Consider the following 25,716-nt stretch of genomic DNA (forward strand, 5'->3'; position numbering starts at 1 on the left):
TTCCACCGCTCTCGCACGGAGGTCCCGATGACGTCGTCGCTCTGGCTCGACAAGGTCCGCACCATCCCCACCGACGATTTCGAGCCGGAGGCGCGCTACGACGACGTCGTCGTCGGCGGCGGGCTCACCGGGCTCGTCACCGCCCTGCTCTTCGCCCGGCGCGGCCACACGGTCGCCGTGCTCGAGGCGGGGAGGGTCGGCGGGCTCTCGACGGCGTCCTCCTCCGCCATGGTGAGCATCCTGCAGGGGGCTCAACTCCAGAAGATCCGGCGCCGTACCTACCAGGGCGTCGTCGACGCCTACGTCGAGGGAACGCGCGAGGCCTTCGACTGGCTGATCGACTACGCCGAGGAGTCGGGGGTCGACGTCGAGCGCCGGGACGCGTTCAGCTACGCCACGAGCCGCGCCGGCCTCGCTCGCGTCGACGCCGAGTACCAGGTCGGCCGGCGCGCGGGGCTCGACCTCCGGAAGACCGTCGACGTCGACATGCCGTTCGCCACGCTCGGCGCCGTCCGGCTCCGCGACCAGGCGCAGCTCGACCCGGTCGACCTCGTCGCGGCGCTCGTGGCCGATCTCCGCGCTCTCGGAGGCGTCATCGTCGAGAACGCGCGCGTCACGGGCGTCCACGCGGGCGACCCCGCCGTCACGACGACGCTCCTGGGCGACGTGCGCTCCGAGCGCGTCCACCTGACGACGGGGGCCCCGATCCTCGACCGCGGCCTCTACTTCGCGAAGATCGCTCCGCGCCGCTCGCTCGGCATGGCGCTCGCGGACGTCGCGCCCGATCACCTCCCGAACGCCCTGTACCAGTCGGTCGACGAGCCGCAGCGCTCGGTCAGGCGCTACCGCGACCAGCTCGTCGTGGGCGGGAGCGCCCACGGGGTCGGCCGGGCCCGGTCCGAGCTCCAGCTCGCCGAGGAGCTCGAGCGCTGGGCCGAGTCGCACTGGCCGGGCGCCCGACGGCGACGCGTCTGGAGCGGCCAGGACTACGCGACGCCGCACGGCGTGCCGTTCGTCGGCTGGCTTCCGCGCGGCAGGCGCCGCGTCTACCTGGCGACGGGCTTCGACTCCTGGGGCATGACCGGGGCCGTCTCGGCGGCCCGGATGCTCGTCAGCGACGTCGTCGGCGACAACAGCCCGTGGATGACGACGCTGCACCACCGCATCACGACCCCCGTCGCCATGGCATCGGGTCTCGGCGAGAACGCCGCGGTCGCCTGGTGGTTCGCCCGCGGCTGGACCAAGGCGCTGACGAACCCGCTCGAGCCGGGCGAGACCCCTCCGGAGGGGCGCGGTCTGGTCGGCGTGGAGGGGCTCTCCCCGGTGGCCCGCTCGACCGTCGACGGCGAGACCTGCGCCCTCTCCGCCGTGTGCCCTCACCTCGGTGGCATCGTCTCCTGGAACGATCTCGAGTCGACCTGGGACTGCCCGCTCCACGGCTCCCGGTTCACCGCCGACGGACGCGTCATCGAGGGTCCCACGAAGAACCCCATGAGGCCCCGACGCGCCTGACTCGAGCACTCCGCGGCGCGCCGGGCGACCCTGGTAGCAGACCGCGAGCCCACGGGCGTAAACTGACGGGAGCACCACCACCCGAGCTGTCTCCACGGTCGCCTGTCGTCACGGCGGCGACCGGGCGAGGTACCTCTTCGTACGGGTGGCGGTGGCTCAGACAAGGCCCTCGAAGCCTCCGACGTCGCCCACGTGCGTATCTGCGCACCTGGTCGTGTCGACAGCCCGGGGGCCGAACGGGGGCACGTCGTCGGGCAGGAGCAGCATCCTCCCTCGACCGCCGCTTCCGAATCGCGACGACCCGGCGTCGTCGCACGGCGGTCGTACCATCGGCCGCGCGTTTCGTCCTTCCGCCTCGGCGCAGCCGCGGCACCACCTAGGAGGAGCCTTGGCTCGACCAGGCCAGCGCCAGTCCGGCGGTACCCGTACCGCCTCCCGTTCGAACCACCGTCGCGTCCGCGACCTCGACAACGACGGCATCATCCCCGTCCTCGCGAAGGCGGTGCGCGAGGTCGAGGCGGGAGCCCAGCGCGGCCCCGTCAAGCCCTCGGGGCGCACCAAGTTCCAGGTCGTCGCCCTCCTCATGCGCGAGGAGCGGGCCCGCGTCAAGGCCGACAAGACCGTCAGCGACGCCGACCGCGCCGAGCAGCTCAAGCGCCTCGACGGCGTCGCGACGATCCTCGCCAAGGCGGCTGCCCGCGACACCTCGCTCATCGCGCTCCTCGCGGAGGAGGTCGTCGTCTCCGAGACGGCCCGCGCCCTCAAGCGCGACATGCTCCTCGCCGCGGGCACCGAGCTCAGCCCCGACGACCTCATCATCACGAGCGAGCCCGTCGCCGCGCCCGTCCAGACGGAGCGCCAGGTCATCCCGCAGTCCGTGATCTCGCGCCAGCTGGCGAACCCCTTCCTCGCACCCGACTTCGCCCTCGCCGAGCACCGCGACGTGCATCCGGTGCGCCTCGCGAACTGGGAGCTCTTCGGCCCCCTCTTCAAGTCGTTCGAGTACGGCTCCGGCGGCTCGGCCGCGTGCATGGAACTCCCCGAGCCGACGACGCTCCGGGCCGCAGGAGGCACGGAGATGATGCGCCACCAGGCGCAGGTCGTCCAGGCCGCCGCCGACGGCCACCGCACCTTCCTCCTCGCCGACGAGCCGGGTCTCGGGAAGACGGCCCAGTCGCTCCTGGCAGCCCAGGCCGCCGGCGCGTACCCGCTGCTCGTCGTCGTGCCCAACGTCGTCAAGACGAACTGGGCCCGCGAGGTCGGACTCTGGACCCCGAACCGCACGGCCACCGTCATCCACGGCGACGGCGACACCATCGACGGCTTCGCCGACATCGTCATCGTCAACTACGAGGTGCTCGACCGCCACGTCGGCTGGCTGGGCGACCTCGGCTTCCGCGGGATGGTCGTCGACGAGGCCCACTTCATCAAGAACAAGGAGTCGCAGCGCTCGCGCAACGTGCTCCAGCTCTCGTCGAGGATCCGCTCGCGCACCGCGCACCCGCTCCTGATGGCCCTCACCGGGACGCCGCTGATCAACGACATCGAGGACTTCCGGGCGATCTGGCAGTTCCTCGGCTGGATCGACGACAAGAAGCCGGGGCCGGAGCTGATGGAGGCCCTCGAGGAGACCGGCCTCACCCCGGCCGAGCCCGGCTTCTTCGCCTCGGCCCGCGCCTCCGTCATCGACCTCGGGATCGTCCGCCGACGCAAGGTCGACGTCGCCTCCGACATCCCCGCGCGTCGCATCGCCGACCTCCCCGTCGAGCTCGAAGACGAGGTGGGACGCTCCATCCGCGAGGCCGAACGCGAGCTGGCCCGGAAGCTCGTGGCCCGCTACCAGACCGCGCTCGCGACCCGCACCTCGGGCGTCCGCGTCGAGGGGATCGACCACGACCTGGTGCGCCAGGTCGCCAAGTGGGAGCTGGAGGACGGCGACGGCGCCAAGACCGGTGAGAACGTCTTCAGCATGGTCCGCCGCATCGGCCAGGCCAAGGCGGGTCTCGCCGCCGACTACACGGCGCAGCTCGCTCGGAACGTCGGCAAGGTCGTCTTCTTCGCGAAGCACATCGACGTGATGGACACCGCCGAGGAGACGTTCGCCAAGCGCGGCATCCGCTACGCCTCGATCCGGGGCGACCAGACCCCGTCGGTGCGGCAGAAGAACATCGACGCCTTCGTGAACGACCCCGACGTCGAGATCGTCGTCTGCTCGCTGACCGCCGCGGGTGTCGGCCTTAACCTCCAGGTCGCCTCCAACGTCGTGCTCGCCGAGCTCTCGTGGACCGACGCCGAGCAGACGCAGGCCATCGACCGCGTGCACCGCATCGGACAGGAGCTGCCCGTCACGGCCTGGCGCGTCATCGCCGCGCAGACGATCGACACGAAGATCGCGGAGCTCATCGACAGCAAGGCCGGCCTCGCGGCGCGCGCCCTCGACGGCGACGACTCCGAGATCGTGTCGTCCGGGGACGTGCAGCTCGGCGCGCTCGTCGCGCTCCTGACGGACGCGCTCGCCGCGTCGCCCGCGGCGCGCCGCGCGGCGCCGCAGCGCCGCCGCTAGCCCCGCGCGCCAGCCCCGCGCTTCGCGCGCTCTCAGGTTTCGTGCGTGATGTCACGTCTCGACGCGACACCACGCACGAGACGTGACATCACAGCGGGAGACTCCCGCGCGGGCGAGGAGGGTGGGCACCTGCGCGGGAGTGAGGGCGTCGCGCCAGGACCACCGGACGAAGGCCCGCACCCCGGGAACACCGCGGATGGCGTCCTCGCGGTACTTCTCGCGGAGGACCGTCTTGGCGGCGGACCGGCCCGACCACCGGTCCGACTCGAGGTACTTCGTCTCGCCGTCGAACTCGCCGACGTCGCCGACGGCCGGCCACCAGAAGTCGACGACGAAGCGGCCCCGATGCGTCGAGAACGCGTGCTGGAGGTGCGGGGGCTCCAGCCCCGCCTCCGCGATGACCAGTCGGCTGAGCGACTCCCCGGGGCTCTCCGCGAGAGGCGTGGCGAAATCGATCGCACGCCGGGCGCGCTTCCTGTTGCGGCAGTTCCCCCTCGCCAGGAGTCGATCGACCAGGTCTTCCGTGTCCGTGAGCCCTGTTCGGAGCGCGTGGTCGAGGACGACGACGGCCTGTCGGAGGGTTCCCGAGACGACGAGGTCGAGTGTCGTCCGCGCCGCGGTTGTCACCGGGACTCCGTATCGCTCGACGACGTCGCCGGCACCGAGCGGCCCGGCGTGCTTCCGCGCCGTCGAGGTCGTCTGGGGGATCGTCGCTGCGGGGTCGATCACCTCGACCCGAGCGGGGAGCGGGCCGAGGCGGGGGAAGCCCCACGCCGCGCCCGCCGACGCGTGCGAGAGGACTTTGGGCGACGCCATCCGCGACACGACGGCGATGGCGCGCATCGCGTGCCGCGCGTTCTCGTCGTAGGTCTCCCAGTGCTCGCTCCGGACGTGGCGACCCGACGCCACGCGGACGAGGTCGCCACGCGCCGTGGCACGACGGAGGGCGGCGTCGTCGAGGCCGGAACGGACGAGCAGGGCGGGGTGCGGTGCGGTCATCCCGACACTCTGGCGGGGCCGGCCCACCCGCGGGGCTCCCGAGGCCGAGCTGTGGACAACCCGCCCCGACATCCGCCCCGGGGATGACGCATCGCCCGGCGATCGACGCTACGGTCGATGTCGGGGAGAGGGGGCCAGCGGTGGCCGAGGGCGGCAGCAGGGCGCGACCGGCGGTGTCGGGGCTCGTCGTGACGGGCATCCTGCTCGCAGGATGCACGGGCCTCACCCGCCCGGGCCCCGACCCCACCCCGCCGATCCCCACCCCCACGAGCACCGCCGGGCGCGCCGACAGCGTCGCGACGACCGTGCCGCCCTACCCGAGGATCCCGACCGACACCGTCGTCGCCCGGGGGACCCTGACGGCGCCCGACGGCACCCCGGTCGGCACCGTGCACCTCACCGCGTTCGTCGACACCGACTTCACGCTCACGATCACCGGTCTCGCCGTGCCCGGCACCGGGGTCGTGCAGCTCGCCTTCGCGAAGCGGAGTCTCGCGGCGGGCGCGACGTGCGCCCCGGATCCTGCCGGCCTCGCCGTCGGCGCCACGTCGAGCCGCGCCGCGACGCAGACGTTCGACGTGCCGCTGCCCGATGCGTTGACGGCCGGGGACCCGACCAACCTGACCGGTCTGACCGTGACGGGACAGCCGAGCGGGTCGTGCGCCCGGCCCGTCCTCGCTCGGGCATCGCTCGCCTGGACCTGGCCGAAGGCGCGCTACACGGCCGGGACCCTCCGCGTCGTCGACCGGGGACCCCGCGACGGGGCGCGCGGCCGGAGCATCACCGAGGCCGGGGCGCCGATCCGGTACGTGGTGGCGGACGGCGACCGGCAGAGCGCCGTCCTGGCGCGCTTCGGCATCGACCTCGACCAGCTGCAATACCTCAACCCCGGCTCGTTCCGCGACCAGCAGTCGGCCGTCCCCCTGGCGGGTTTCACCTGGAACCTCGACCTCGCCGACCGCTGAACCCCGACCGCTGAACCCCGACCGCTGAACCCCGACCGCGGAATCCCGGCCGCCGACCACCGCACCTGCGTCCTCCCCGGCCCCGGGGGAGTTGACTGGCCGGACACCCGAGAAGAGAGCAGGATGCCCATGACCGAGTCCACCGGCTACGCCCACGTCGCCATCACCGTGTCCGACCACGCGGTGAGCCTTCCGTTCTACGAGAAGGTCCTCCAGAGCGGCCCCGTCGGCGAGATCGTCACCGACGACTTCGACCGCAAGATCTTCCCCGTCGGAGGCGGCAGCATCCTCGGCGTGACGCAGTACCGCGAGAAGTCCTCCGGCTCGTTCGATCCGCTGGTTCCGGGCCTCGACCACATCGGCTTCGGCGTCGAGACGGCGGAGGAGGTCGTCGCCATCCAGGAGCGCCTCGCCGGGGTCGGGATCGACTCCGACCTCACCGATGCCCCCTTCGGCACGGCCCTGATGCTCAAGGACCCCGACGGGACGCAGATCGAGTTCTTCTCGGCTCAGAAGCGCTGACGGGGAGACCGGGGGTGGCGGAGCGGGACGGCATCGCGGCCGGATGGAGACTGTACCGGGAGTGGGCGGCGGAGCACTCCGACCCGCCTCTGTTCCGGCGTGCCGTAGCCGTGGGGATCGCGACGGCGATCGTCACCGGAGTCGCGGCCGCGCTGCTCCTGCCGCCCGGCTTCCTCGGGGGAGCCCTGTTCACGGCCGCCGCCGTGCTCTGGATCGCCGTCGCCTTCGGGACCCTCGCGGCCGTCATCGTCGTGTGGGCGTGGTCGCGCGCCCATCTGACGGCGGCGGAGCGCCGCGCCCTGCGCACCGAGAACGCGATCCCGGTCGGCTCCGTCGCCTACGGCACCGACGGCAGGATCCGAGAGGCCTGGCTCGAGGGCCGGGAGCCGGACGTTCCGGTGCAGCAGCGTCTCGCCGCGGCCGCCGCCGCCCGTCGCACACGCGAGGTCAGGCCGACGATGGTTCGCAGCGCCCTCATCGGCATCCCCTTCGGGATCGCCTCGCTCCTCATGAGCGCTACCTTCCTGATCCGACCCGAGCGCACCGTCTCGCTCGGCTTCACCGGCATCTACGCCCTGTTCGGACTGGGAGGACTCCTGACGAGTCTTCACGCGCTCGGGCGCACCACGGCGCCGCTCGCGACGGAGCCCGAGGTGCCGGAGCGACTCCTGCCCGACGGTCGCAAGAAACCGGTGCCGAGGAAGCTCCTCGGCACGGATCACCCCTACGACCACACGTAGCGGGCCCTCGGGCGCCGCGGCCTACAGGCGGGACTTGACCTCGGCCAGCGACGGGTTCGTCGCGGACGAGCCGTCGGGGAAGATCACGGTCGGGACCGTCTGGTTGCCGCCGTTGACGCTCTCCACGATCTCGGCGGTGCCGGGGACCTCTTCGATGTTGACGTCGGTGAACGCGATGCCGTCTTTCGTGAGCTGCTGCTTCAGGCGGGCGCAGTAGCCGCACCAGCCGGTCGAGAACATCGTGATGGTGCCGGCCTCGGGAACGTACTGGGCGGGGGTGGTCGTCGTCATGGGGAAAGCCTACGACGCGATGGCGGGGGACACCCGGGTGTCGGGCGGGAGTTCACTGGACGGAGGAGACCACCCGTCGTCCCCGCCTTCGACCCCCAGAGAGGCCTCACCCATGGCTCAGACCGTCGCCGATCAGCTCATCGCCCAACTCGTCGAGGCGGGAGTGCGACGCATCTACGGGATCGTGGGGGACAGCCTCAACCCGGTCGTGGACGCCGTGCGAAGGACGGGCGGATCCGCGAAGGGCGGCATCGACTGGATCCACGTGCGGCACGAGGAATCCGCGGCGTTCATGGCATCGGCCGATGCGCAGCTCACCGGCGAGCTGGCGGTGTGCGCGGGCTCCTGCGGTCCGGGCAATCTCCACCTGATCAACGGCCTCTACGACGCGCACCGGTCGGGCGGCCCGGTCCTCGCGATCGCGAGTCACATCCCCGCGAACCAGATCGGCTCCTCCTACTTCCAGGAGACGCACCCCGACCGGCTCTTCGTCGAGTGCTCCGGGTACACCGAGATGATCTCGACCGCCGAGCAGGCCCCGCGAGTGACCGCGAGCGCCATCCGACACACCCTGGCCGGCGACGGAGTCAGCGTCATCACGCTGCCCGGCGACGTGGCGGAGTTCCCTGCGACGGCCTCGGCACCCGCGTACACGGCTCCCGCCCGCGCCACCCTCGTCCCCGACCGGGGTGACCTCCAGCGCCTCGCGGACGCCCTCAACGACGCGAAGACCGTGGCGATCTTCGCAGGAGCCGGGACCATCGGCGCGCACGACCTCCTGATGGACCTCGCGGAGACGCTGAAGGCGCCGGTGGGGCATTCGATGCGCGGCAAGGACATCGTCCAGTACGACAACCCCTACGACGTCGGGATGACGGGGCTCCTCGGCTACGGCGCCGCGCACGCGGGCATCCACGACGCGGACGTCCTCCTGCTGCTCGGGACGGATTTCCCCTACGAGCAGTTCCTCCCGGACGGCGAGAAGGTGACGATCGCGCAGGTGGACGCGAACGCCGCGCACATCGGCCGACGCGCCGACGTGCACGTCCCCGTGCACGGCGACGTGGGAGCGACGATCCACGCGCTCCTGCCGCTGCTGAAAGCCAAGAAGAGCCGCCGCTTCCTCGACGCGATGCTGAAGAAGCACGACAAGCTCATGAACGGCGTCGTCGGCTCGTACACGAAGGACGCCACGAAGATCCGCCCCATCCACCCCGAGTACGCGGCTTCGCTCCTCGACGAGCTGGCGGCCGACGACGCGGTGTTCACCGCGGACACGGGCATGTCGAACGTCTGGAGCGCCCGCTACCTGACGCCGAACGGTCGCCGCCGCATCATCGGCTCCTACCTCCACGGGTCGATGGCGAACGCGCTGCCCCAGGCCATCGGCGCGGCGTTCGCGTACCCCGGTCGGCAGATCGTGTCGATGTCCGGCGACGGCGGCCTGTCGATGCTCCTCGGCGAGCTCGTGACCGTCGCGGCGTACCGGATCCCGGTGAAGATCGTCGTGTTCAACAACTCGACCCTCGGCCTCGTCAAGGTGGAGATGCTCGTCGCGGGCTTCCCGGACTTCGGCGTCGACGTCCCCGCGACCGACTACGCCGCCGTCGCCCGCGCTCTCGGCATCCACGCCGTGCACGTGGACGACCCCGCGGATCTCCGCGACGCGTTCGAGGCCGTGCTCGAACACGACGGCCCGGCGCTGCTCGACATCGCCACCGACCCGCGGGCACTCTCGCTCCCCCCGACGATCACGGGCGCGCAGGTCAAGGGCTTCGCGCTCGCGATGTCCAAGGTGGTCATGAACGGCGGTGCCGGCGAGGCCGTCGCGATGGCCCGGTCGAACCTCCGCAACGTGCCCCGCCCGTAGCGGCGAGGCGCCCCGGCGGCGTCAGGGTCGCGCGACGCCCGCCGACCGGGCGACGAGTCGCGCGATGGCGCCGAGCGGGATGCCCAGCCAGCCGGGCCGGTTGCGCGACTCGTAGATCGCCTCGTACACGGCCTTGTCGATCTCGAACGCGTCGAGGAGGGCGCGCTGGGCCCGGACGTCGGTCTCGGCTCCCGCGTTGTAGCCGTCGACGAACGCGTGGCGCGAGGCGCTGGCCCAGGCGCTCGCGTCGATGCGCGGGCGTTCCTGCGCGAGCGACCCGGCGACGTAGTCGAAGGACCGGAGCATCCCGGCGACGTCGCGCAGCGTCACGTCGGGCCGGGACCGCTCGGGCATGGGTCGGAGCGGCTCGCCCTCGAAGTCGAGGAGCACCCAGCCGCGCTCGGGGCTCTGGAGGGCCTGCCCGAGGTGGAGGTCGCCGTGGATGCGCTGGAGCCCGGGCCAGTCGAGGGTCGCGACGACGTCGTAGACGGCGCGGATCGCGTCGGCGTGCTCGCCCACCTCGGGAACCTCCCGCGACGCGGTGGTGATGCGCCGCCGCATGCTCGCCAGGGCACCCTCGATTTCCGCGGGGCCGGCCTCGACCGTGCCGAGCTCGCTGGCCAGGGTGCGGTGCACCTCGGCGGTCGCGACGCCCAGCTCGTAGGCGGCCGTCGTGAAGTCCGTGGACGTGCGCGCGGCCTGCAGCGCGACCCGCCAGGCGTCCTCGGAGCCCGGCAGGAACTCCTGGGCGAACGCCAGGTGCCCGAAGGCCGCACCGTCGTCACGGCCGGGGTCGGGCCAGGACGCGGTGAGGTAACCGAACGACTCCGGCACCCGGGTCGACGACCCGCGGGTGAGAGCCGCCTGCGAGGTGACGTCGGGGTTCTCGCCGTGGTGGAGGACCCGGAACACCTTGGCGATGACCGGGTGGGACTCGCCCTCGATGTCGTAGATGATCGACGTGTTCGACTGCTCGCCCTCGAGGACGCGGGAACGGGTGACGCGACCCGGGTCGGAGACGCGGTGCCCGTCGGCCGTGACGTCGGAGCCCTCCACGTGCTTCTCCGACGCCATCGTCGCGAGGAGGGCGTGCGCGTAGGCGGGATCGTGGGGCCCGTCGTAGAGGTAGACCCCGTCGCTCGATCCGATGAAGGCCGCGTCGCCGCCGGGCAGCGGCGAGGTGCGGGCGACGACCGGCACCTGGTAAAGGACGGGCTTGTCGGGCGCTTCGTCGATCACGAGGAGCGTCATGACGAGACCTTCGTCGAGGGTCTCCTCCATGCTGCCGATCACGCGGAGGACGGGGGTTCGGCCCTTCGTGGCGTACCAGCGCTGACGCGCCATCCAGCCGGCGAAGAACGGGGCGACAGTGCTCATCACCCCACGGTACGCCCCTGTCGTCCCCCTGAGACTGACCATTGTCCCCCTGTTCCCGGGAGCGGCCCCGGGACGGGGACCCGGCACGGTAGAACGGACGCATGTCGCGAACCGAGCAGATCGAGATCGAACGCAAGTACGACGTGGACGGCGCCGTGCGCGTGCCCGACCTCCGGGGGACGGGCCCCGTCGAGACGGTGGCGGTCGACGAACCCGTGCTCCTCCGGGCGGTCTACTTCGACACCGCCGAGCACCTCCTCCTCGCCAACCGCATCACCCTGCGTCGACGCACCGGAGGGCACGACGCCGGCTGGCACGTCAAACTCCCCGCGGGTCTCGGCGCCCGCCGCGAGCTGCACGCCCCGCTCGGGATCGACCCCGACGAGGCCCTCCCGGCGACCCTCCGCCACGCGGTCGAGATCGTCCTCCGCGGTCGGCCCCTGCATGCCGTCCTCGTGCTGGAGACGACGCGCACGGCCACCCACCTGCTCGACGCCGACGGGCGAGCGCTCGCCGAGCTGGCCGACGACGAGGTCGAGGCCACGCATCCGGGCACGGCCGAGGTGCGGCGCTGGCGGGAGTGGGAGCTGGAGCTGGCCCCCGGCATCTCCCGCGCCGACGGCGAGTCCCTGCAGGATGCGGTCGGCGACGCCCTCCAGCGAGCGGGCGCCTCGGCCTCCGCCTCCGTCTCGAAGCTCTCGCGCGGCCTCGGCGACGCACTGCCCGCCGTCGTGGTCGCGGCTCCGGCCGATCCGTCGGAGTCGGCGGAGCGCCCCAAGAAGTCGTCCGCGGGGGCCTTCGTCACGCGGGCGCTCGACGCGGCCGTGACCGAGTTTCAAGAGCTCGACGGACCGACCCGCGAGGGGGAGGACGACGCCGTGCACCGCTTCCGGACCGCGACGCGGCGGCTCCGGGGCATCCTGCGTCTCGGCGGATCCGTGCTGGACGCCGACGAGGCCGCCCGGGTCGACGACGCGCTGGCCCGGATCGGTCGCGCCGCCGGCGCCAGTCGCGATCTGGAGGTCGCCCTCGCCCTCGTCGACCGGACGGCGCTCGCCGCCCCCGAGTCGTTCGTCGCGCAGGAGACCCTCGGTCGTCTCCGCGCCTCGCTCCGGGAGTCCGCCCGCGACGCCGCACACGACCTCGACCGCGCGATGACCGACCCGTCGTACTTCGAGCTGCTCGACCGGCTCGACCGGCTCGTCGAGGTCGTGCCGAGCGGCGAGGACGCCGGGCGGAAGGCGGACGACGTCGTCGCGGGCCGGCTCCGGAAGGCCACCCGGCGCGCGAGGAGACGCCTCGACGCGGCCGTCCGATCGATCGAGAGCGGCGAGGTCGATCTCGCCCTCGTCCACTCCGCGCGCAAGGCCACGCGGACGCTCCGCTACGAGCACCAGGCCGCGCGACGCGCAGGAGTCACGGGGTCGGCGAGCCGGAAGGCCGCCCGGCGCGCGCACGACGTCCAGGACGTCCTCGGCGAGGCGCTCGACGCGGCGAACGCCGTCACGCTCTTCGTCGACGCCGCGGAGAAGGCGCGCTGGGCGGGGGAGGACACCTTCGGCTACGGGGTCCTCGCCACCGTCGCCTCCGCGGAGCGCGATCGCGCGCTCGCTCACCTTCCCCGTCTGGCGCGGCGTCTGGCCTGATCCGGCCTAGCGGGCGTCGAGGGTCTGGCGGGCGTCGAGGACCGCGACCACGCGGCGGACGGTCGCGTCGTTTCTGGCGGTCACCGTGACTCCGACCGAGCGCCAGAAGGCCGCGGGGACGCGCGACGCCAGCACTCCGTCGGGGAGCCACTGGTAGATCGCGCCGGGCGTCGCGACGAACTCCTCGGGCACGAGGTCGCGGGTGGTCGGCGCCGCCAGGAGAAGGGCATCGACGTCGAGCGGCGCCGCGGGGAACGAGACCAGGAGGCGCGTGGCGTCGCGATCGTCGCGCCGGAGCGGATTCGCCGCGGCGATCTCGCGGAAGCGCTCGCCCGCGACGATCACGAGCGGCGCGTCCACGCCGGTGCCGTCGCGGACGGCCTCCCGGAGGGTCGCAGGATCCGGGACGGCGCGGCCCGCGAAGACGACGTTCCCGCTGGCGAGGACCGTCGTCACGTCGTGAAACCCCAGGCCCTCGACCACAGCGCGGAGATCGGCCATCGCGATCCGCTTCGCCCGCCTCACGTTGATGCCGCGGAGCAGGGCGACGTGATCGGCCACGACTCAGGCCAGGCCGAGGACGTCGAGGATCCAGGCCACCTCGAAGGCGCGCTCGCGCCAGGACTCGTAGCGTCCGCTGACGCCGCCGTGGCCCGCCTGCATCTCGATCTTCAGCGACACCGGGGCTCCCGCCTCGCGGAGTCGCGCCACCCACTTCGCCGGTTCGACGTAGAGCACGCGGGTGTCGTTGAGCGAGGTGACGGCCAGGATGCGCGGGTAGCCGGAGGCGTCGTCGGGCACGTTCTCGTACGGCGTGTACGAGCGCATGTACTCGTAGACCTCGGGGTCGTGCAGCGGGTCTCCCCACTCGTCCCACTCGATCACGGTGAGCGGCAGGTCGGGGTCGAGGATGCTCGTGAGGGCGTCGACGAAGGGCACGGCCGCGAGGATGCCGGCGAAGAGGCCGGGGGCGAGGTTGGCGACCGCGCCCATCAGGAGCCCGCCGGCGCTCCCGCCCTCGGCGACGAGCCTCTCGGGCGTCGTCCGGCCCTCAGCGACGAGGTGCTCGGCGACGGCGACGAAGTCGGTGAAGGTGTTCCGCTTCGTGAGCGTCTTGCCGTTCTCGTACCACTCGCGGCCCATCTCGCCGCCGCCCCGCACGTGCGCGACCGCGAAGACGACGCCGCGATCGAGGAGGCTGAGGCGGGCGACGCTGAAGCCGGGGTCGATGCTGTGCTCGTAGGAGCCGTAGCCGTAGAGGTGGAGCGGCGCCGGCTCGCCCTCGCGGACGAGGTCGCGTCGCCACACGAGCGAGACCGGCACGCGCGTGCCGTCGGCGGCGGTCGCCCACTCGCGGCGCTGCTCGTAGTCGCCGGCGTCGTAGTCGCCGAGGACGACCTGCTGCTTGAGGAGCCGCCGACCGCCGGTGGTCACGTCGAGGTCGGAGACGGTCGTCGGCGTCACGAACGAGCTGAAGACGAACCGCGCCGTCGTCTGCGCGAACTCGGGGTTGGCGCTCCAGCCCGCGGTGAAGAGCTCCTCGTCGAAGGCGAGCGGCTCGAGGTCGCCGTAGCCGTCGGGGTGGAGGCCGATCACACCGATCTGGGAGAGCCCGTCGGAGCGGAAGTCGACGAGCAGGTGCTTCGCGAACGCGTCGACGCCCTCGAGGCGGCGGCCGTCGCGGTGAGCGACGACGACGCGGCGGTCGGTGGTCGACAGGGGGTCGTCGGCCGGGACATCGACGAGCTCGAAGCCGGGGGCGCCGTCGTTGTGGAGGACGAGGAGCCGGTCGCTGCCGCCGACGATGGCGTGCTCCACCTCGTACTCGACGCCCTCGCGACGGGGCCAGACGACGCGGAACTCGCCCGTCGGGTCGGCCGTGTCGAGGAGCCAGGTCTCGCTGGTGATCTTGGAACCCGCGTCGATGACGAGGTACTGGCGGCTGCGCGTCATGCCGACGCCGATCCAGTAGCGGTCGTCGGGCTCCTCGAAGACCTTGACGTCGTCGGTCGGGCCGCCGACCTCGTGCCGCCAGATGGTGTCGGGGCGCCAGGAGTCGTCGACGGTGGGGTAGAAGAGGTAGCGGCCGGAGGCGTCGAAGGTCGCGCCGGGCGCCGTCTCGGCGATGACGTCGGGGAGGTTCTCGCCCGTTCGGAGGTCGCGGATGCGGAGCGTGTAGCGCTCGTCGCCCTCGAGGTCGGTCGCGAAGGCGAGCAGGGCCCCGTCGGGGGAGACGTCGAAGCTCCCCATCGAGAAGAAGTCGTGACCTTCCGCCTCGACGTTGCCGTCGAAGACGACCTCCTCGCCCGGTGCGGGCACGCCGGCCTCGATGACGGGCGGGGTCCAGTCGTCGGGACCGTCCACGGGCAGGCGGCACTGGATGCCGTACTGCTTGCCCTCCTCGGTCCGGGAGTAGTACCAGTAGTCGCCCTCGCGCGTCGGCACGCCGAGGTCGGTCTCCTGCACGCGGCCCTTGATCTCCTCGAAGATCGTGGTCCGCAGCCCCGCGAGGTGCTTCGTCGTGGCCTCGGTGTAGGCGTTCTCGGCCTCGAGGTGCGCCAGGACCTCGGCGCTCTCCTTCTCGCGGAGCCACTCGTAGTCGTCGACGAAGTCGTGACCGTGGTGCGAACGCGTGCGGGGCTTCTTGGCGGCTCGCGGAGCCGTCGGGGAGACGGCGTCGTCGGGATTCCGGGCGGGGGAGTGCTCCATGGGATCAGCCTAGCGACGCCCCGGGAACGACCAGGTCGTCGATCGTCGGCCCGAGGACGGCGTTGCCCGGCTCGAGGTCGTCGACCCCGTCGTAGCCCCGGGCCAGGACCCGCACGGAGGCGTTGAGCCGGGCCTGCAGCTGCATGAGATGGAGCTCGTACAGGGCGGGATCGGCTTCGCTGTCGTCGAGGAACGTGTTGCACGCCAGGGTCATCCCGTCGAGGGTGGGGAGAGCCCTGGACCGTGGCACCGTGGCTCTCCTCGCGCTCCGGATCTCGCCCCGCAGCGACGCGATCGAGTGGCGGGATCGCTCCCACGCGGGGTCGATGGCCTCGGCGCGCGGGCTCTCGCGGGGGACGCGCCGCCGGAGGACCCGGCGGAAGTGGATCTCGTGCACCAGCTCGTTGAGCGCCGACTCCTCGGTGCCTCGCGCCTGGATCCGCGCGGCGAGGAGATTCGCCGCGAAGGCGGCGCCGGAGCCGAGGAAGGCGCCGACGGCCACGGTGACGAGGGTCGTCCAGAGGGTCATGGCCCCGAGGCTACGGCCGACCGCCGACATCCTCCAGGCGTCCCATCAGCGACCAGACGGCCCTCGAGAGCTCGGGATGCCAGAGGGCGATCCCGCGGAGGAACTCGAGCTCGGCGTCGAGCGCCAGCCCGGTCTCGGCACCCGCTCCGGCGTGCCCGAACGAGTCGGCGCGCAGGGAGATCACGACCTGCTCGTCGACGGACGGCAGGTCGGGGATGACCTCCCACGGGTCCTCGCCCGCCCGGCACCGCAGCTCGATCAGGGTCCGCAGTTCGTCGTGGGCCTCGGCCCGCAGCACCTCGAGGCTGCGACCGGCGCCGCGGAAGCGGACCGGGCTCGGCTCAGCCACGCGCGCGCTCGTCTCTCGAAACCATTCGGAGGATGTTACGCCGAGCATCCTGCGCGGGGAATGCGCGCGGGTCCCCCGCGCGTTGCCCGTGTCGACGACCTCGCCCCGATCGGGGGCTCGAGGCGCCGCCCTCGAGAAGGAGAAACGATGCCTCGCTACCTGCGCTACGACGAGTTCGGCGGACCGGAGGTCCTCGACCTCGTGGAGGTCGACAAGCCCACGGCCGGCCCCGGGGAGATCGTCGTGCGGGTCCTCGTCGCGGGACTCAACCCCGTCGACTACAAGATCTTCCGCGGCTACGTGGCCGAGGTCTTCGGGGCCACCCTCCCCTCCGGCGTGGGCAACGACCTGGCCGGAGTCGTCGAGTCGGTCGGCGCGGGCGTCACCGGGTTCGAGGTGGGCCAGCGGGTCCTCGGCGGCGTGCGGAACGAGGCCGTCGCCGACTTCGTGGTGGCGACGCCCGACCAGCTCCTGCCCACCCCGGAGGGGCTCTCCGACGAGGTCGCCGGAAGCCTCTGGGTCGCCGGACGCACGGCGAAGGCGACCGTCGACCTGTTCGGTCTCACCGACCGGGACACCGTGCTCGTGAGCGCGGCCGCAGGAGGCGTGGGCATCCTGGCCGCGCAGCTCGCCGTGCGCACCGGGGCCACCGTCCTCGGGACCGCGAGCCCCCGCAACCACGAGCTGCTCAGGAGCCTCGGCGTCGTCCCCGTCGACTACGCCGGCGACCTCGTGGCGAACATCCGGGCCGCCGCCCCCTCGGGGATCACCGCCGCCCTCGACAACAACGGTCGCGCGACCATCGACGCCGCCTTGGCCCTCCGCCTGCCGGCCGACCGGATCAACACCGTCGCCGACCACGGCGCGATCGCCGAGCTCGGCATCCACGGCGTGGGCGGTGCCGAGGCGACTCCCGCCGACCTGGCCGTCGTGGCGTCGCTGCTGGCCGCGGGAGACTTGATCCTGCCGGTCGACGAGGTGTTCCCGATCGAGCGCTCGGCGGACGCGTACCGCGCCCTCGAGGGTGGCCACGTGCGCGGGAAGATCGTTATCGTCACGGAATGACCTCTCTCCGCCGCGTCTGCGTCGCCTACCTCCTCCGCACGGTGGACGGCCGCGACCAGGTGCTCCTCGGCCGCAAGAAGCGCGGCCTCGGCACGGGGCACTTCGTCGGGCTCGGAGGCAAGTTCGAGCCCGGCGAGACGGCCGTCGAGGCGATCGTGCGGGAGATCGAGGAGGAGTCCGGGGTGGTCGTCGATCCGGCCGACCTGGAGCACCGCGGCGGCCTCCGCTACCTCTTCCCGGACCGCGAGTCGTGGAGCCAGCACTCGACCGTCTTCGTCGTGCGGTCGTGGCGCGGGGAGCCCCGCCCGAGCGACGAGCTCGACCCCGAGTGGTTCGACCTCGACGCGCTGCCGCTCGACACGATGTGGGCCGACGCGAGGGCGTGGCTGCCGGATGTCCTCGCCGGGGGACAGATCGCGCGGGAGTTCGTCTTCGCCGACGACCTCGCCACCGTCGCCACCTCGCGACCTCTGGAACCGCAGGCCCTGTAGGCGCGCGGGTCGTGCCCCGAACGGGTGGCACCACGAGAGGGGGGAGAGGGATCCCGACGCGCCGGATAGATTCGACCTGTGATCGCCGATCGGGTGACACGGGGTGCCGAGATCGTCGCACCCGCAGGAGCGACATCGACCGCAGGGGGGCGACATGACCGTCTTCGACAGCAGGATCACGACCGGCGCAGGACGCAACCGTCCGCGTCCCGACCGCGACGCTTCGACGCGTTCCCAGGTCGGCTGGGTCGCCGCCTTCGTCTGGCCGCTCGTGTGGTCGCTCGTCCTGGCCGGAGCCCTGCTCGGCTCGGAGGGCACGCTGCTGTTCTGGCTGGGTGTCGCCGGAGTCCTCGGCATGTTCGCCCGCCAGGGGCTGCGCGCGGTCGCCGTGAGGGTCCGTCACGCCAACGCGGTCATCGACAACGCTCCCGTCGGCGCTCGGCGCTGAGGCGCCCGACGCTCAGGCGCCGGGCCACTGATCCAAGGGGTCACCGACGCGGCGGCGTCTCGCCGTCGCGCGTGATCTCCGACGTCGCGTGCCCGACGGGCCGGACGAAGAAGTCGACGATGCCGAAGAGCACGGCCCCGAGGAACGCGTAGATCGCGAACTGGTCGTAGTGCCGCGCCACGTCTCCGCCCTCGTGCGCGAGGACGATGGAGAGCACGTAGAGCGTGAGCGCGCCGACGAGGAACAGGGCGACGATGACCACCAGGAGTCGGTGGAACGACGATCGGGACACGGCGCAAGGATACTAGCGGGGCCGTGACTCCCGCTCCAGGCCGCCCTGCGGCCCGAGGAACATGTCGGTCGTCTCGGTGTCGACGTAGTCGGCGAAGTCGTCGCGATCCTCCTCCGGGATCGTGTGGATCGTGCCCGTGTCGGTCGTCGAGAGGCCGTGGCGGGCGAGGACGTCGTCGCGCTCCCGGATGAGGAAGTCGCGGTTGGCCGCCTGGGCGTCCTGGAACATGGTCGTGCGGCCGGTGACGATGGCGCGGATCCGCCGACGCTCCCAGAGCCGCTTGCCCGTGAGCATCAGGACGACGCCGGCCGTGGCGTAGCTGATCATCATGGTGAGGCCGCGCCCGAAGCCCGGCCCGACGCCGTAGAGCTCGCGCTTGAGCATCTCGGTGATGCCCGACCCGACCACGACGTTGTTGAGCCACGCGAACGGCTGCGCCATGAACCACGCGGGGTAGGCGGCGCCCGAGGACGGCATCGACAGGAAGATGAACACCACCATCGCCGGGAGGGCGATGAAGCGCCCGGCGAAGTAGCTGAAGCCGTTGACCGCCAGGCCGATGGCGACGATCCAGCCCCAGCCGATGAGGAAGAGCATTCCGAAGTGGCCGTGGACGGCCCCGATCACGGGCCCGGCCAGGAAATTCGTGATCCCCGAGATGATGACCCCGCCGCCCAGGATGACGAGCACGCGCGTGCGGTGCCGGAGCGGTGCGCCCATCAGCCCGATGAACATCGCGACCATGTAGCCGCCGATGCACCACGAGAGCATCAGGTAGAGGGAGACCGTGCCGTACTCGTCCCACGCGGGGAGCGGGGCCAGGTCGGTGACCGTCGCGGTGATGCCGGCGGCAGCGAGGACGGGTGTCATCATCGCGGGGATGAGCGCCGCCACCTGGTACTGGTGCGCGGCGGCGGTGAAGATCGAGTTCGAGGTGCCGTCGTAGGCGACGGCGACGCGGCCGTGCAGCACCGCCTCCTTGGCGCTCTGGAGCGACGAGTAGGTCTGCGGGTCGATGACGCCCGGGAGCGCTCGGGTGAGGGCATCCTGCACGGAGGTCGGGACGCCCACGACGGCGACGGGCACCTCGTGCGGGTGCGGCGCGTGGAACGCGGCCACATAGCAGAGGCAGAACATGACGATGAAGAACAGCGGCAGCCAGAGCTGAAGGCCGATCAACTGGAGGGAGGGGTGCAGCGAGGCGTACCAGGTGCGGAACGCCGAGGGTGTCCTCTGCGTGGAAGTGTGGGTCACGGCGGGCCTTTCTCGTCCTCCCCAGACTACGTTCCGCACGACGCCCCGGCCCGCCGCGCTCGCGCCGTCACGACCGGGTGCGCGAGACCGCCGAGGTGTCCATGGCGAGCTCCTCCGCGTCGAGGCCGAGCAGCACGCGCCGCATGACCTCTTCGTCGAGGTTCCCCGCGTCGCGCTCGCGGAGGACGAGCTCGCGGCGCTTCTGCAGGAGCTCGCGCCGGATGCTGGCCAGCGCGCGGACGTTGTTGCGCCCGGCGCGCACGAGCGTCGGATCGGGGGTGATGTCGGGAACGGCGAGCTGCGGCGTCGTGCGCATCTCGGACCCCCGTTCGAAGGGCGCGGGATCGAGGTCCTCGGCCTGCCCCTCCCGATCGTCGGCGTCCTCGCGGAGGCCCTGGCGGAACGCTTCGTCCTGCCGTCGGAGCCGTTCCTTGAGGATGGTGATGCCGCGCTCGACGGGCTCCCGGCCCCACTCGCGCGACCAGTCGTCGCGTCTCGTGTCGAGGTACTCGATCGCCTCGTCGGTGCTGTTCGAGACGAGCCGCAGCTCCGACTGGACGTCCCGCTCCGCCTGCCCGAGGTCCTGCACGCCGAGCCACCGGATGACGGAGGGGAGGGTCAGGCCCTGCAGGAGCAGCGTGCCGACCGTCACCACGAACGCGATGAGGAACATCGTGTCGCGCGCGGGCACCTCGACGCCGGACGTCGTCACGAGCGGGATCGAGACCGCGGCGGCGAGGGTCACCACGCCGCGCATCCCGGTCCACGAGATCACGACGAGCTGCTGCCAGCTCAGCTTGGGGTCGGCCCGGCCCCAGACCATCCGGGCGACCCGGGCCTTCCGGTAGCGCCGGAACCGGGAGTAGACGAGCCTCCGGACGAGGCGCGACCAGTAGTACGTCACGAAGAGGAACACCGGTCTCGTCAGGATCACCACCCCGAGCACGATGAAGGCGACGCCGACGCTCTGTCCGAGCCCCCGGCTGGAGGCGGCGACGTCGAGGACGACGGTCTTCAGCTGGAGGCCGATGAGGGCGAAGACGAAGCCCTCGAGCGTGATGTCCATGGCCGACCAGAGCGGCCGCTCCTGCAGGCGCGAGGCGTAGCCGGACTTCGGCGAGTTGAATCCGACGTAGAGGCCGGCCGCGACGACGGCGAGCACGCCGGAGCCCTGGAGCTGCTCCGCCACGATGTAGGCCAGGAAGGGCAGCAGGAGCCCGATCACGATCTCGACGACGGGGTCGCCGACGCGCATCCGGAGGGAGTGCGCCAGCATGCCGAGGACGAGGCCGACCGCCACGCCGACGCCGATCGCGAGGCCGAAGATGCCGAGGTCGTCCCAGACCGTCAGGGCCGCGCCCCCGACGATCGCCAGGAAGACCTTGACGAGGGTGAGCGAGGCGGCGTCGTTGATGAGGCTCTCGCCGGAGATCACCGTCATCACCTTGCGGGGCAGCCCGAGCTTCCGCCCGATGGCGGCCGCCGACACGGCGTCCGGGGGAGCCACGACGGCGCCGATCAGGAAGGCCGCGGGGAGCGTCATGTCGGGGATCAGCATGTAGGCGAAGAAGCCGGCGACGAGCGCCGTGACGATGACCAGCCCGATCCCGAGGCGCCGGATCTGCACGAGCGACTGCCGGAAGTTCTGGAAGGACACGTCGAGCGAGGCCGAGTAGAGCAGCGGCGGGAGGATGACCGTCAGGATCACCTCGGAGTCGATCTTGATGTCGGGGATGCCGGGGATGAACGACACGAGGAGCGCCACGGCGACGACGAGGAGCGGTGCGGGCAGGCCGCGCCAGCGGGCGAACGCCGTGACGGCGAGGGAGCCCGCGAGGATCAGGAGGATTTCGAGGAGTTCCATGGCGGATCCGTCTGTCGGGGGCGGCTTCGCGCACAGGATGCGCGGACCTCCATCTTGCCAGGTGCCGCCCAGCCTGCCCGGCGGATCCGGGGCTCCGCGCCTCGTAGCATCGAGGGGTGATCACCAGGACGACCACCGGCGGCGAGGTCCGCGGAGTCGAGGAGCGGGGCGTCCTCGCCTGGCGCGGCATCCCCTACGCCGAGCCGCCGACGGGGGAGCTGCGGTTCCGGGCCCCGAGGCCCGCCTCACCGTGGCGGGGGGTGCGGAACGCGCGCCACTTCGGGCCGGCGGCACCGCAGGATCGAAGCCAGTTCGTCGGCATCGACGCCACGACGCCGCAGAGCGAGGACTGCCTCTCGGTCAACGTCATCGCCCCCGCCGGGTCGCGTGCGGGCGACGCGCTCCCGGTGATGGTGTTCATCCACGGCGGCGCCTACGCGGTGGGGTCGTCGCGGGAGTTCCCGCGGCAGGGGGAGTCCCTCGTCCGGGAGGGCGGCATCGTCTACGTGAGCTTCAACTACCGGCTGGGCGGTCTCGGCTACGTCGACTTCAGCTCCTGGTCGACCGAGGAGGCGCCGCTCGACTCCAACCTCGGGCTGCGCGACCAGGTCGCGGCGCTCGAATGGGTCCGTGACAACGTCGCGGCGTTCGGCGGCGACCCGGCCCGCGTCACGATCTGCGGCGAGAGCTCCGGGGCGAACGCCGTCACCACGCTGATGACGGTCCCGAGCGCGCGCGGGCTCTTCGCGGGTGCCATCGCGCAGTCGTCGCCCGCGAACGCCATCTACCCGCCCGACGTCACGCGCCGCTGGGCGGAGGAGTTCCTGGAGACCCTGAGCCACGTCGTCCGCGACTCCGACCTCGACTCGACCTCGGTCGACGGGGCGGCCGCGCTCCTCCGGCAGGCGCCGACGAGCGCGATCGTCAAGGCGACGGCGAGGCTCTTCCTCCGGACCCCGGACGAGCAGCCGGGGTCGATCTTCCTCTCGCCCGTGATCGACGGCGACGTCCTCCCGGAACGCCCCCTCGACGCCTTCAAGGCCGGCCGCGCGCACCCCGTCCCGCTCGTCATCGGCACGAACGACCGGGAGGGCAGCGTGTTCACGGGCCGCCGCGACATCCTGGCGACGACGCCCCTGCGCATCCGCGCCATCTTCGCGAACACGAAGAAGAAGGCCCGGAAGGCCATCAAGGCGCAGTATCCGGGGCTCCCCGCGCGGCGTCCCGCGCTCGACTTCGGCGGCGACTTCTCGTTCTGGTTCCCGTCGATCAAGGTCGCGGAGCGGCACGCGCGGTTCCAGAAGGTCTTCTTCTACCGGTTCGACGTCGCCCCGCGCATCCTGCGGGTCGCCGGGGTCGACGCCTTCCACGGTCTCGACCTCTGGGCGCTCTTCGACCGGATGGACTCGGCGTTCGGCGTCGCCATGAGCCTCCTCGGCGGCCGTCGCGCGTTCCTCCGGACGGCCCGCAGGATGCGCGGCCGCTGGCTCGAGTTCGTCACGACGGGCGACATCCGCGACTGGCCGTCCTACGACCCGTTCCGCCGGCGCACGCTGATCATCGACCAGGTCGACCGCGTCGAGTTCGACCCCCGGGGCGAGCGGCGCCGTGTCTGGCAGGACTTCGTGCCGCACCTCTGATCGCCAGGCGGAGGTCGCGCTCCTCGGAGTTGACCCCGGGCCCCGGGCCTGGAAGAGTGCGACCGGTGGATCTCACGCTCATCGTCGTCCTGGTCATCCTGCTGGCCGTCTTCTTCGACTTCACGAACGGCTTTCACGACACCGCGAACGCGATGGCGACGCCGATCGCGACGGGGGCGATGAAGCCCCGGGTCGCGGTCACCATGGCGGCGCTGCTCAACCTCGTCGGCGCGTTCTTGTCGACGGAGGTCGCCAAGACCATCTCCGGCGGGATCATCCGCGAGGGCCCCGGCGGCGTCGAGATCACCCCGACGATGATCTTCGCCGGCCTCGTCGGCGCCGTGATCTGGAACATGATCACCTGGCTCCGCGGCCTCCCCTCGTCGTCGTCGCACGCGCTGTTCGGCGGCCTCATCGGCGCCGCGCTCGTCGGGGCCGGCACCGGCTCGGTCGACTTCGGCGTCGTGCTGTCGAAGGTCGTGCTCCCGGCGTTCCTCGCCCCGCTCGTCGCCGGCCTCGTCGCCTTCACGGCGACCCGCCTGGCCTACCGGATCACCCGTCGACCCGAGGGGAAGAACCACCGGGGCGGCTTCCGCGTCGGACAGGTGTTCACCTCGTCGCTCGTGGCCCTCGCGCACGGCACGAACGACGCGCAGAAGACCATGGGCGTCATCACGCTGGCGCTGATCGCCGGCGGGTTCCTCGGGGCCGGCGCCTCCCCGCCGCTCTGGGTGATCGTCGTCTGCGCGCTCGCGATCGCCCTGGGCACCTACACCGGCGGCTGGCGCATCATCCAGACGATGGGCGGCGGCCTCACCGACATCAAGGCGACGCAGGGCTTCGCCGCGGAGGCGTCCACGGCGTCGACCGTCCTGGCCTCCAGCCACCTCGGCTTCGCGCTGTCGACGACGCAGGTGTCGTCGGGGTCGATCATCGGCGCCGGTCTCGGGCGCCGCGGATCCACCATCCAGTGGGGGACGGCCGGCAAGATCGTCGTCGCCTGGTTCATCACCCTGCCCGCCGCCGGTGCGGTCGGGGCGCTCTGCGAACTGATCGCGCGCCTCGGCACCTTCGGTCTCCTCGCCGACGCGGTCCTCGGTGCCGGCGTGATCGTCGCCATCTTCGTGCGTTCGCGCCTCAAGCCGCACGAGCAGTCCAACGCCCTGGAGGTCGACGTCGCGATGAACTCGGTCCTGACCCGCAAGGAGCGCCGCGCGCTCGCCAAGAAGCGAAGCGACGAGATGCTCGCCGCCCGACGGCGGATGAGCGACGAGTCGCCGCTCCGCGACTACGGCGATCAGCCCGCCGTGCGGGAGGAGATCCGATGACGATCGACTGGGGTGCCTTCGTCGTGGTGGCCGTGGTCTCGCTGGTCGCGGCCGGGGCCCTCGTGAGCCTCTTCGCCGCGGGGCTGCGGCTCCTCGCCGTCGAGGGGTCGAGCGCGGCCGCGGCCCGTGTCGCCGCCTACGCCTGCTTCGCCGTCTGCGCGCTGGGTGTGCTCTTCGGCATCTACCTCATCGTCCCCGCCTTCCACGCGGGCTGATCCCACCGGGGCCGACGCCGCCGTGCGCCGCCAGCGGGCCGGGCACGGTGCTCGCGAGAGTCAGCTGATGCTGACGCGGAGCGCGCCGCCGTCGAGCAGGGCGAAGAGCGTCTCGGTGGTGGAGTGCTCCGAGAGGTAGAGGCGGTCCGCCAGGACGACGGCGCGTGGAGCGCAGGAGCGGCTGAACGCCCGGGCGTCGCGCGTCGCGAGCAGGCAGAGCTGCTGGTCGTTCTGCCCCTGCCCGACCCAGATCCGCCAGCGGGGCGTCCCGGCGGCGTCCGAGGGGGCCTCGTCGAAGAGGAGGCGGCTGGTCGGGGGAGCGAGCTGCTCGGCGAGGGCGTCCGGCAGGGCATCCGGCGGGACCTGGACGCGCGCGAGCGCCGCCTCGACGTCGACGCCGGGGGAGGCGCCGTCCTTCGTGAAGCGGTCGCCCCCGCCCGAGCCGTCCCCGGACGCCGAGGTCACGGTCGGCGTCGCGCTGCCGGGAGACGTCTCGACCCGCTGGGACGGGGCGAAGACGACGGCTCCGATCCCCACGCCGAGGGCGACGGCGGCCACGAGGGCCGCTGCCCGGAGCGCGCGACCGGGTCGGGGGTCACCGGACCGGCGCCCCGCAGCGGCCTCGAAGGAGCTCTCGTCGGTCGCAGGGGTCGCCTCCGCAGGCTCGACGGAGAGGGAGGTCTCAGCGATCGCCGCGTCGAGAGCCCGTTCCTGCCGGAGCCGCGCGGCCCGCACCGCCTGGAGCTCCGCGGCCGCTCTCCGGGCGGAGTCCCCGCTCGCGGCGGGACCGAAGGCCGCCTCGACGAGGGCGCGCTCCCGGTCGCGAGCATCCGGTGGGCCCGCAGGAGCCGCGGCGGCCGGTCGCTCACGACGGCGCAGCTCCTCGACGACGTCGCCCTCGCCGCCCTGCCCGCGGAAGGCCCGGTCGAGGCGGGCGCGGAAATCGGCGTCGGTCTCGGCGCGCTGGAGCGGCCCGGTGTCCACGGCTCCTCCGTCCGGGGCCGACGCGCGGAGGCCCTCGGGCCGAGCGTAGCCCGCGCCCCGCCG

The 25,716-nt window shown here is 72.4% G+C and carries 24 protein-coding genes; 13 read left to right on the top strand and 11 right to left on the bottom strand.

What is annotated here, in order from left to right:
* Nucleotides 1-27: 27 nt before the first annotated feature.
* Together AS850_RS05270 and AS850_RS05275 are read left to right on the top strand one after the other, a co-directional pair.
* Nucleotides 28-1,512: an FAD-dependent oxidoreductase gene (locus AS850_RS05270; RefSeq protein ID WP_119868174.1), complete on the top strand. Its 1,485-nt coding sequence runs from the start codon at nt 28-30 to the stop codon at nt 1,510-1,512.
* Between the two features lie 388 nt (nt 1,513-1,900).
* Complete coding sequence (locus AS850_RS05275; protein ID WP_119868175.1) at nt 1,901-4,075, top strand: DEAD/DEAH box helicase; 2,175 nt, start codon at nt 1,901-1,903, stop codon at nt 4,073-4,075.
* A 51-nt stretch (nt 4,076-4,126) separates the two neighbouring features.
* On the opposite strand, the gene AS850_RS05280 is transcribed toward AS850_RS05275, so the two are convergent.
* A complete protein-coding gene (locus AS850_RS05280; RefSeq protein WP_119868176.1) occupies nt 4,127-5,074 on the bottom strand; it encodes a hypothetical protein in 948 nt (315 codons plus the stop codon).
* A gap of 140 nt (nt 5,075-5,214) precedes the next feature.
* On the opposite strand from AS850_RS05280, the gene AS850_RS05285 reads away from it, so the two are divergent.
* The 3 genes from AS850_RS05285 (at nt 5,215) to AS850_RS05295 (ending at nt 7,301) form a co-directional block, all read left to right on the top strand.
* The gene (locus AS850_RS05285) at nt 5,215-6,039 is read left to right on the top strand and encodes a hypothetical protein (RefSeq protein ID WP_119868177.1); all 825 of its coding nucleotides are present in this window, start codon (nt 5,215-5,217) and stop codon (nt 6,037-6,039) included.
* A 129-nt stretch (nt 6,040-6,168) separates the two neighbouring features.
* Nucleotides 6,169-6,561, top strand: coding sequence for a VOC family protein (locus AS850_RS05290; RefSeq protein WP_164088394.1), 393 nt, complete (start codon nt 6,169-6,171; stop codon nt 6,559-6,561).
* A gap of 110 nt (nt 6,562-6,671) precedes the next feature.
* The gene (locus tag AS850_RS05295) at nt 6,672-7,301 is read left to right on the top strand and encodes a hypothetical protein (protein WP_119868179.1); all 630 of its coding nucleotides are present in this window, start codon (nt 6,672-6,674) and stop codon (nt 7,299-7,301) included.
* A 21-nt stretch (nt 7,302-7,322) separates the two neighbouring features.
* On the opposite strand, the gene AS850_RS05300 is transcribed toward AS850_RS05295, so the two are convergent.
* The gene (locus AS850_RS05300; protein WP_119868180.1) at nt 7,323-7,592 is read right to left on the bottom strand and encodes a mycoredoxin; all 270 of its coding nucleotides are present in this window, start codon (nt 7,590-7,592) and stop codon (nt 7,323-7,325) included.
* A gap of 112 nt (nt 7,593-7,704) precedes the next feature.
* Between AS850_RS05300 and AS850_RS05305 the strand changes: the two genes are divergently transcribed.
* Nucleotides 7,705-9,462, top strand: a complete 1,758-nt coding sequence (locus AS850_RS05305; RefSeq protein WP_119868181.1) for a pyruvate dehydrogenase — start codon at nt 7,705-7,707, stop codon at nt 9,460-9,462.
* Nucleotides 9,463-9,483: 21 nt separating this feature from the next.
* On the opposite strand, the gene AS850_RS05310 is transcribed toward AS850_RS05305, so the two are convergent.
* Nucleotides 9,484-10,839 carry a maltokinase N-terminal cap-like domain-containing protein gene (locus tag AS850_RS05310; protein WP_119868182.1) on the bottom strand — a complete coding sequence of 452 codons (1,356 nt, stop codon included), beginning with the start codon at nt 10,837-10,839 and terminating at the stop codon, nt 9,484-9,486.
* A 101-nt stretch (nt 10,840-10,940) separates the two neighbouring features.
* Here AS850_RS05310 and AS850_RS05315 point away from each other — a divergent pair, with 101 nt between their 5' ends.
* Nucleotides 10,941-12,485 (top strand): CYTH and CHAD domain-containing protein, encoded by a 1,545-nt coding sequence (locus AS850_RS05315; protein ID WP_119868183.1) that lies wholly within the window; start codon nt 10,941-10,943, stop codon nt 12,483-12,485.
* A gap of 6 nt (nt 12,486-12,491) precedes the next feature.
* Here AS850_RS05315 and AS850_RS05320 read toward each other — a convergent pair whose 3' ends face one another.
* From AS850_RS05320 to AS850_RS05335, 4 genes are read right to left on the bottom strand one after another with little or no spacing between them, the layout of a single operon-like run.
* On the bottom strand, nt 12,492-13,046 hold the full coding sequence (locus AS850_RS05320) for a DUF1697 domain-containing protein (RefSeq protein WP_119868184.1): 555 nt from the start codon (nt 13,044-13,046) through the stop codon (nt 12,492-12,494).
* 3 nt (nt 13,047-13,049) lie between these two features.
* On the bottom strand, nt 13,050-15,194 hold the full coding sequence (locus AS850_RS05325; protein WP_119868185.1) for a S9 family peptidase: 2,145 nt from the start codon (nt 15,192-15,194) through the stop codon (nt 13,050-13,052).
* 4 nt (nt 15,195-15,198) lie between these two features.
* Nucleotides 15,199-15,723 carry a hypothetical protein gene (locus tag AS850_RS05330; protein WP_123955454.1) on the bottom strand — a complete coding sequence of 175 codons (525 nt, stop codon included), beginning with the start codon at nt 15,721-15,723 and terminating at the stop codon, nt 15,199-15,201.
* Between the two features lie 10 nt (nt 15,724-15,733).
* On the bottom strand, nt 15,734-16,072 hold the full coding sequence (locus AS850_RS05335; RefSeq protein ID WP_119868187.1) for a hypothetical protein: 339 nt from the start codon (nt 16,070-16,072) through the stop codon (nt 15,734-15,736).
* A gap of 147 nt (nt 16,073-16,219) precedes the next feature.
* Between AS850_RS05335 and AS850_RS05340 the strand changes: the two genes are divergently transcribed.
* The 3 genes from AS850_RS05340 (at nt 16,220) to AS850_RS05350 (ending at nt 18,076) form a co-directional block, all read left to right on the top strand.
* Complete coding sequence (locus tag AS850_RS05340) at nt 16,220-17,137, top strand: NADP-dependent oxidoreductase (protein WP_119868188.1); 918 nt, start codon at nt 16,220-16,222, stop codon at nt 17,135-17,137.
* On the top strand, nt 17,134-17,628 hold the full coding sequence (locus AS850_RS05345) for an 8-oxo-dGTP diphosphatase (RefSeq protein WP_119868189.1): 495 nt from the start codon (nt 17,134-17,136) through the stop codon (nt 17,626-17,628). Before AS850_RS05340 ends, AS850_RS05345 begins: the two co-directional genes overlap by 4 nt.
* Before the next feature lie 154 nt (nt 17,629-17,782).
* The gene (locus AS850_RS05350; RefSeq protein WP_119868190.1) at nt 17,783-18,076 is read left to right on the top strand and encodes a hypothetical protein; all 294 of its coding nucleotides are present in this window, start codon (nt 17,783-17,785) and stop codon (nt 18,074-18,076) included.
* A 40-nt stretch (nt 18,077-18,116) separates the two neighbouring features.
* Here AS850_RS05350 and AS850_RS05355 read toward each other — a convergent pair whose 3' ends face one another.
* The 3 genes from AS850_RS05355 to AS850_RS05365 form a co-directional block, all read right to left on the bottom strand.
* Nucleotides 18,117-18,368 carry a hypothetical protein gene (locus AS850_RS05355; protein ID WP_119868191.1) on the bottom strand — a complete coding sequence of 84 codons (252 nt, stop codon included), beginning with the start codon at nt 18,366-18,368 and terminating at the stop codon, nt 18,117-18,119.
* Between the two features lie 12 nt (nt 18,369-18,380).
* Complete coding sequence (locus AS850_RS05360) at nt 18,381-19,622, bottom strand: ABC transporter permease (RefSeq protein WP_119868192.1); 1,242 nt, start codon at nt 19,620-19,622, stop codon at nt 18,381-18,383.
* Between the two features lie 67 nt (nt 19,623-19,689).
* Complete coding sequence (locus AS850_RS05365; RefSeq protein ID WP_119868193.1) at nt 19,690-21,486, bottom strand: cation:proton antiporter; 1,797 nt, start codon at nt 21,484-21,486, stop codon at nt 19,690-19,692.
* 116 nt (nt 21,487-21,602) lie between these two features.
* Here AS850_RS05365 and AS850_RS05370 point away from each other — a divergent pair, with 116 nt between their 5' ends.
* The 3 genes from AS850_RS05370 to AS850_RS05380 all read left to right on the top strand — a co-directional run bounded on the left by AS850_RS05370 (nt 21,603) and on the right by AS850_RS05380 (nt 24,669).
* A complete protein-coding gene (locus AS850_RS05370; RefSeq protein ID WP_119868194.1) occupies nt 21,603-23,126 on the top strand; it encodes a carboxylesterase/lipase family protein in 1,524 nt (507 codons plus the stop codon).
* A 65-nt stretch (nt 23,127-23,191) separates the two neighbouring features.
* The gene (locus AS850_RS05375) at nt 23,192-24,454 is read left to right on the top strand and encodes an inorganic phosphate transporter (RefSeq protein WP_119868195.1); all 1,263 of its coding nucleotides are present in this window, start codon (nt 23,192-23,194) and stop codon (nt 24,452-24,454) included.
* Entirely contained in the window at nt 24,451-24,669 is a 219-nt protein-coding gene (locus AS850_RS05380; protein ID WP_119868196.1) for a hypothetical protein, read from the top strand. Before AS850_RS05375 ends, AS850_RS05380 begins: the two co-directional genes overlap by 4 nt.
* Before the next feature lie 60 nt (nt 24,670-24,729).
* Here the strand turns inward: AS850_RS05380 and AS850_RS05385 are convergent, their stop codons facing one another.
* Nucleotides 24,730-25,653 (bottom strand): hypothetical protein, encoded by a 924-nt coding sequence (locus AS850_RS05385; RefSeq protein WP_119868197.1) that lies wholly within the window; start codon nt 25,651-25,653, stop codon nt 24,730-24,732.
* Nucleotides 25,654-25,716: the final 63 nt, after the last annotated feature.

The sequence above is a fragment of the Frondihabitans sp. 762G35 genome (genome assembly GCF_002074055.1).
Taxonomy (GTDB): Bacteria; Actinomycetota; Actinomycetes; order Actinomycetales; family Microbacteriaceae; genus Frondihabitans.

Coding starts and splice junctions, on each gene's coding strand:
- AS850_RS05380 (WP_119868196.1), top strand. CDS start 24,451: ATGACGATCGACTGGGGTGCCTTCGTCGTGGTGGCCGTGGTCTCGCTG.
- AS850_RS05340 (WP_119868188.1), top strand. CDS start 16,220: ATGCCTCGCTACCTGCGCTACGACGAGTTCGGCGGACCGGAGGTCCTC.
- AS850_RS05365 (WP_119868193.1), bottom strand. CDS start 21,486: ATGGAACTCCTCGAAATCCTCCTGATCCTCGCGGGCTCCCTCGCCGTC.
- AS850_RS05330 (WP_123955454.1), bottom strand. CDS start 15,723: ATGACCCTCTGGACGACCCTCGTCACCGTGGCCGTCGGCGCCTTCCTC.
- AS850_RS05350 (WP_119868190.1), top strand. CDS start 17,783: ATGACCGTCTTCGACAGCAGGATCACGACCGGCGCAGGACGCAACCGT.
- AS850_RS05325 (WP_119868185.1), bottom strand. CDS start 15,194: ATGGAGCACTCCCCCGCCCGGAATCCCGACGACGCCGTCTCCCCGACG.
- AS850_RS05305 (WP_119868181.1), top strand. CDS start 7,705: ATGGCTCAGACCGTCGCCGATCAGCTCATCGCCCAACTCGTCGAGGCG.
- AS850_RS05315 (WP_119868183.1), top strand. CDS start 10,941: ATGTCGCGAACCGAGCAGATCGAGATCGAACGCAAGTACGACGTGGAC.
- AS850_RS05280 (WP_119868176.1), bottom strand. CDS start 5,074: ATGACCGCACCGCACCCCGCCCTGCTCGTCCGTTCCGGCCTCGACGAC.
- AS850_RS05270 (WP_119868174.1), top strand. CDS start 28: ATGACGTCGTCGCTCTGGCTCGACAAGGTCCGCACCATCCCCACCGAC.
- AS850_RS05290 (WP_164088394.1), top strand. CDS start 6,169: ATGACCGAGTCCACCGGCTACGCCCACGTCGCCATCACCGTGTCCGAC.
- AS850_RS05345 (WP_119868189.1), top strand. CDS start 17,134: ATGACCTCTCTCCGCCGCGTCTGCGTCGCCTACCTCCTCCGCACGGTG.
- AS850_RS05310 (WP_119868182.1), bottom strand. CDS start 10,839: ATGAGCACTGTCGCCCCGTTCTTCGCCGGCTGGATGGCGCGTCAGCGC.
- AS850_RS05300 (WP_119868180.1), bottom strand. CDS start 7,592: ATGACGACGACCACCCCCGCCCAGTACGTTCCCGAGGCCGGCACCATC.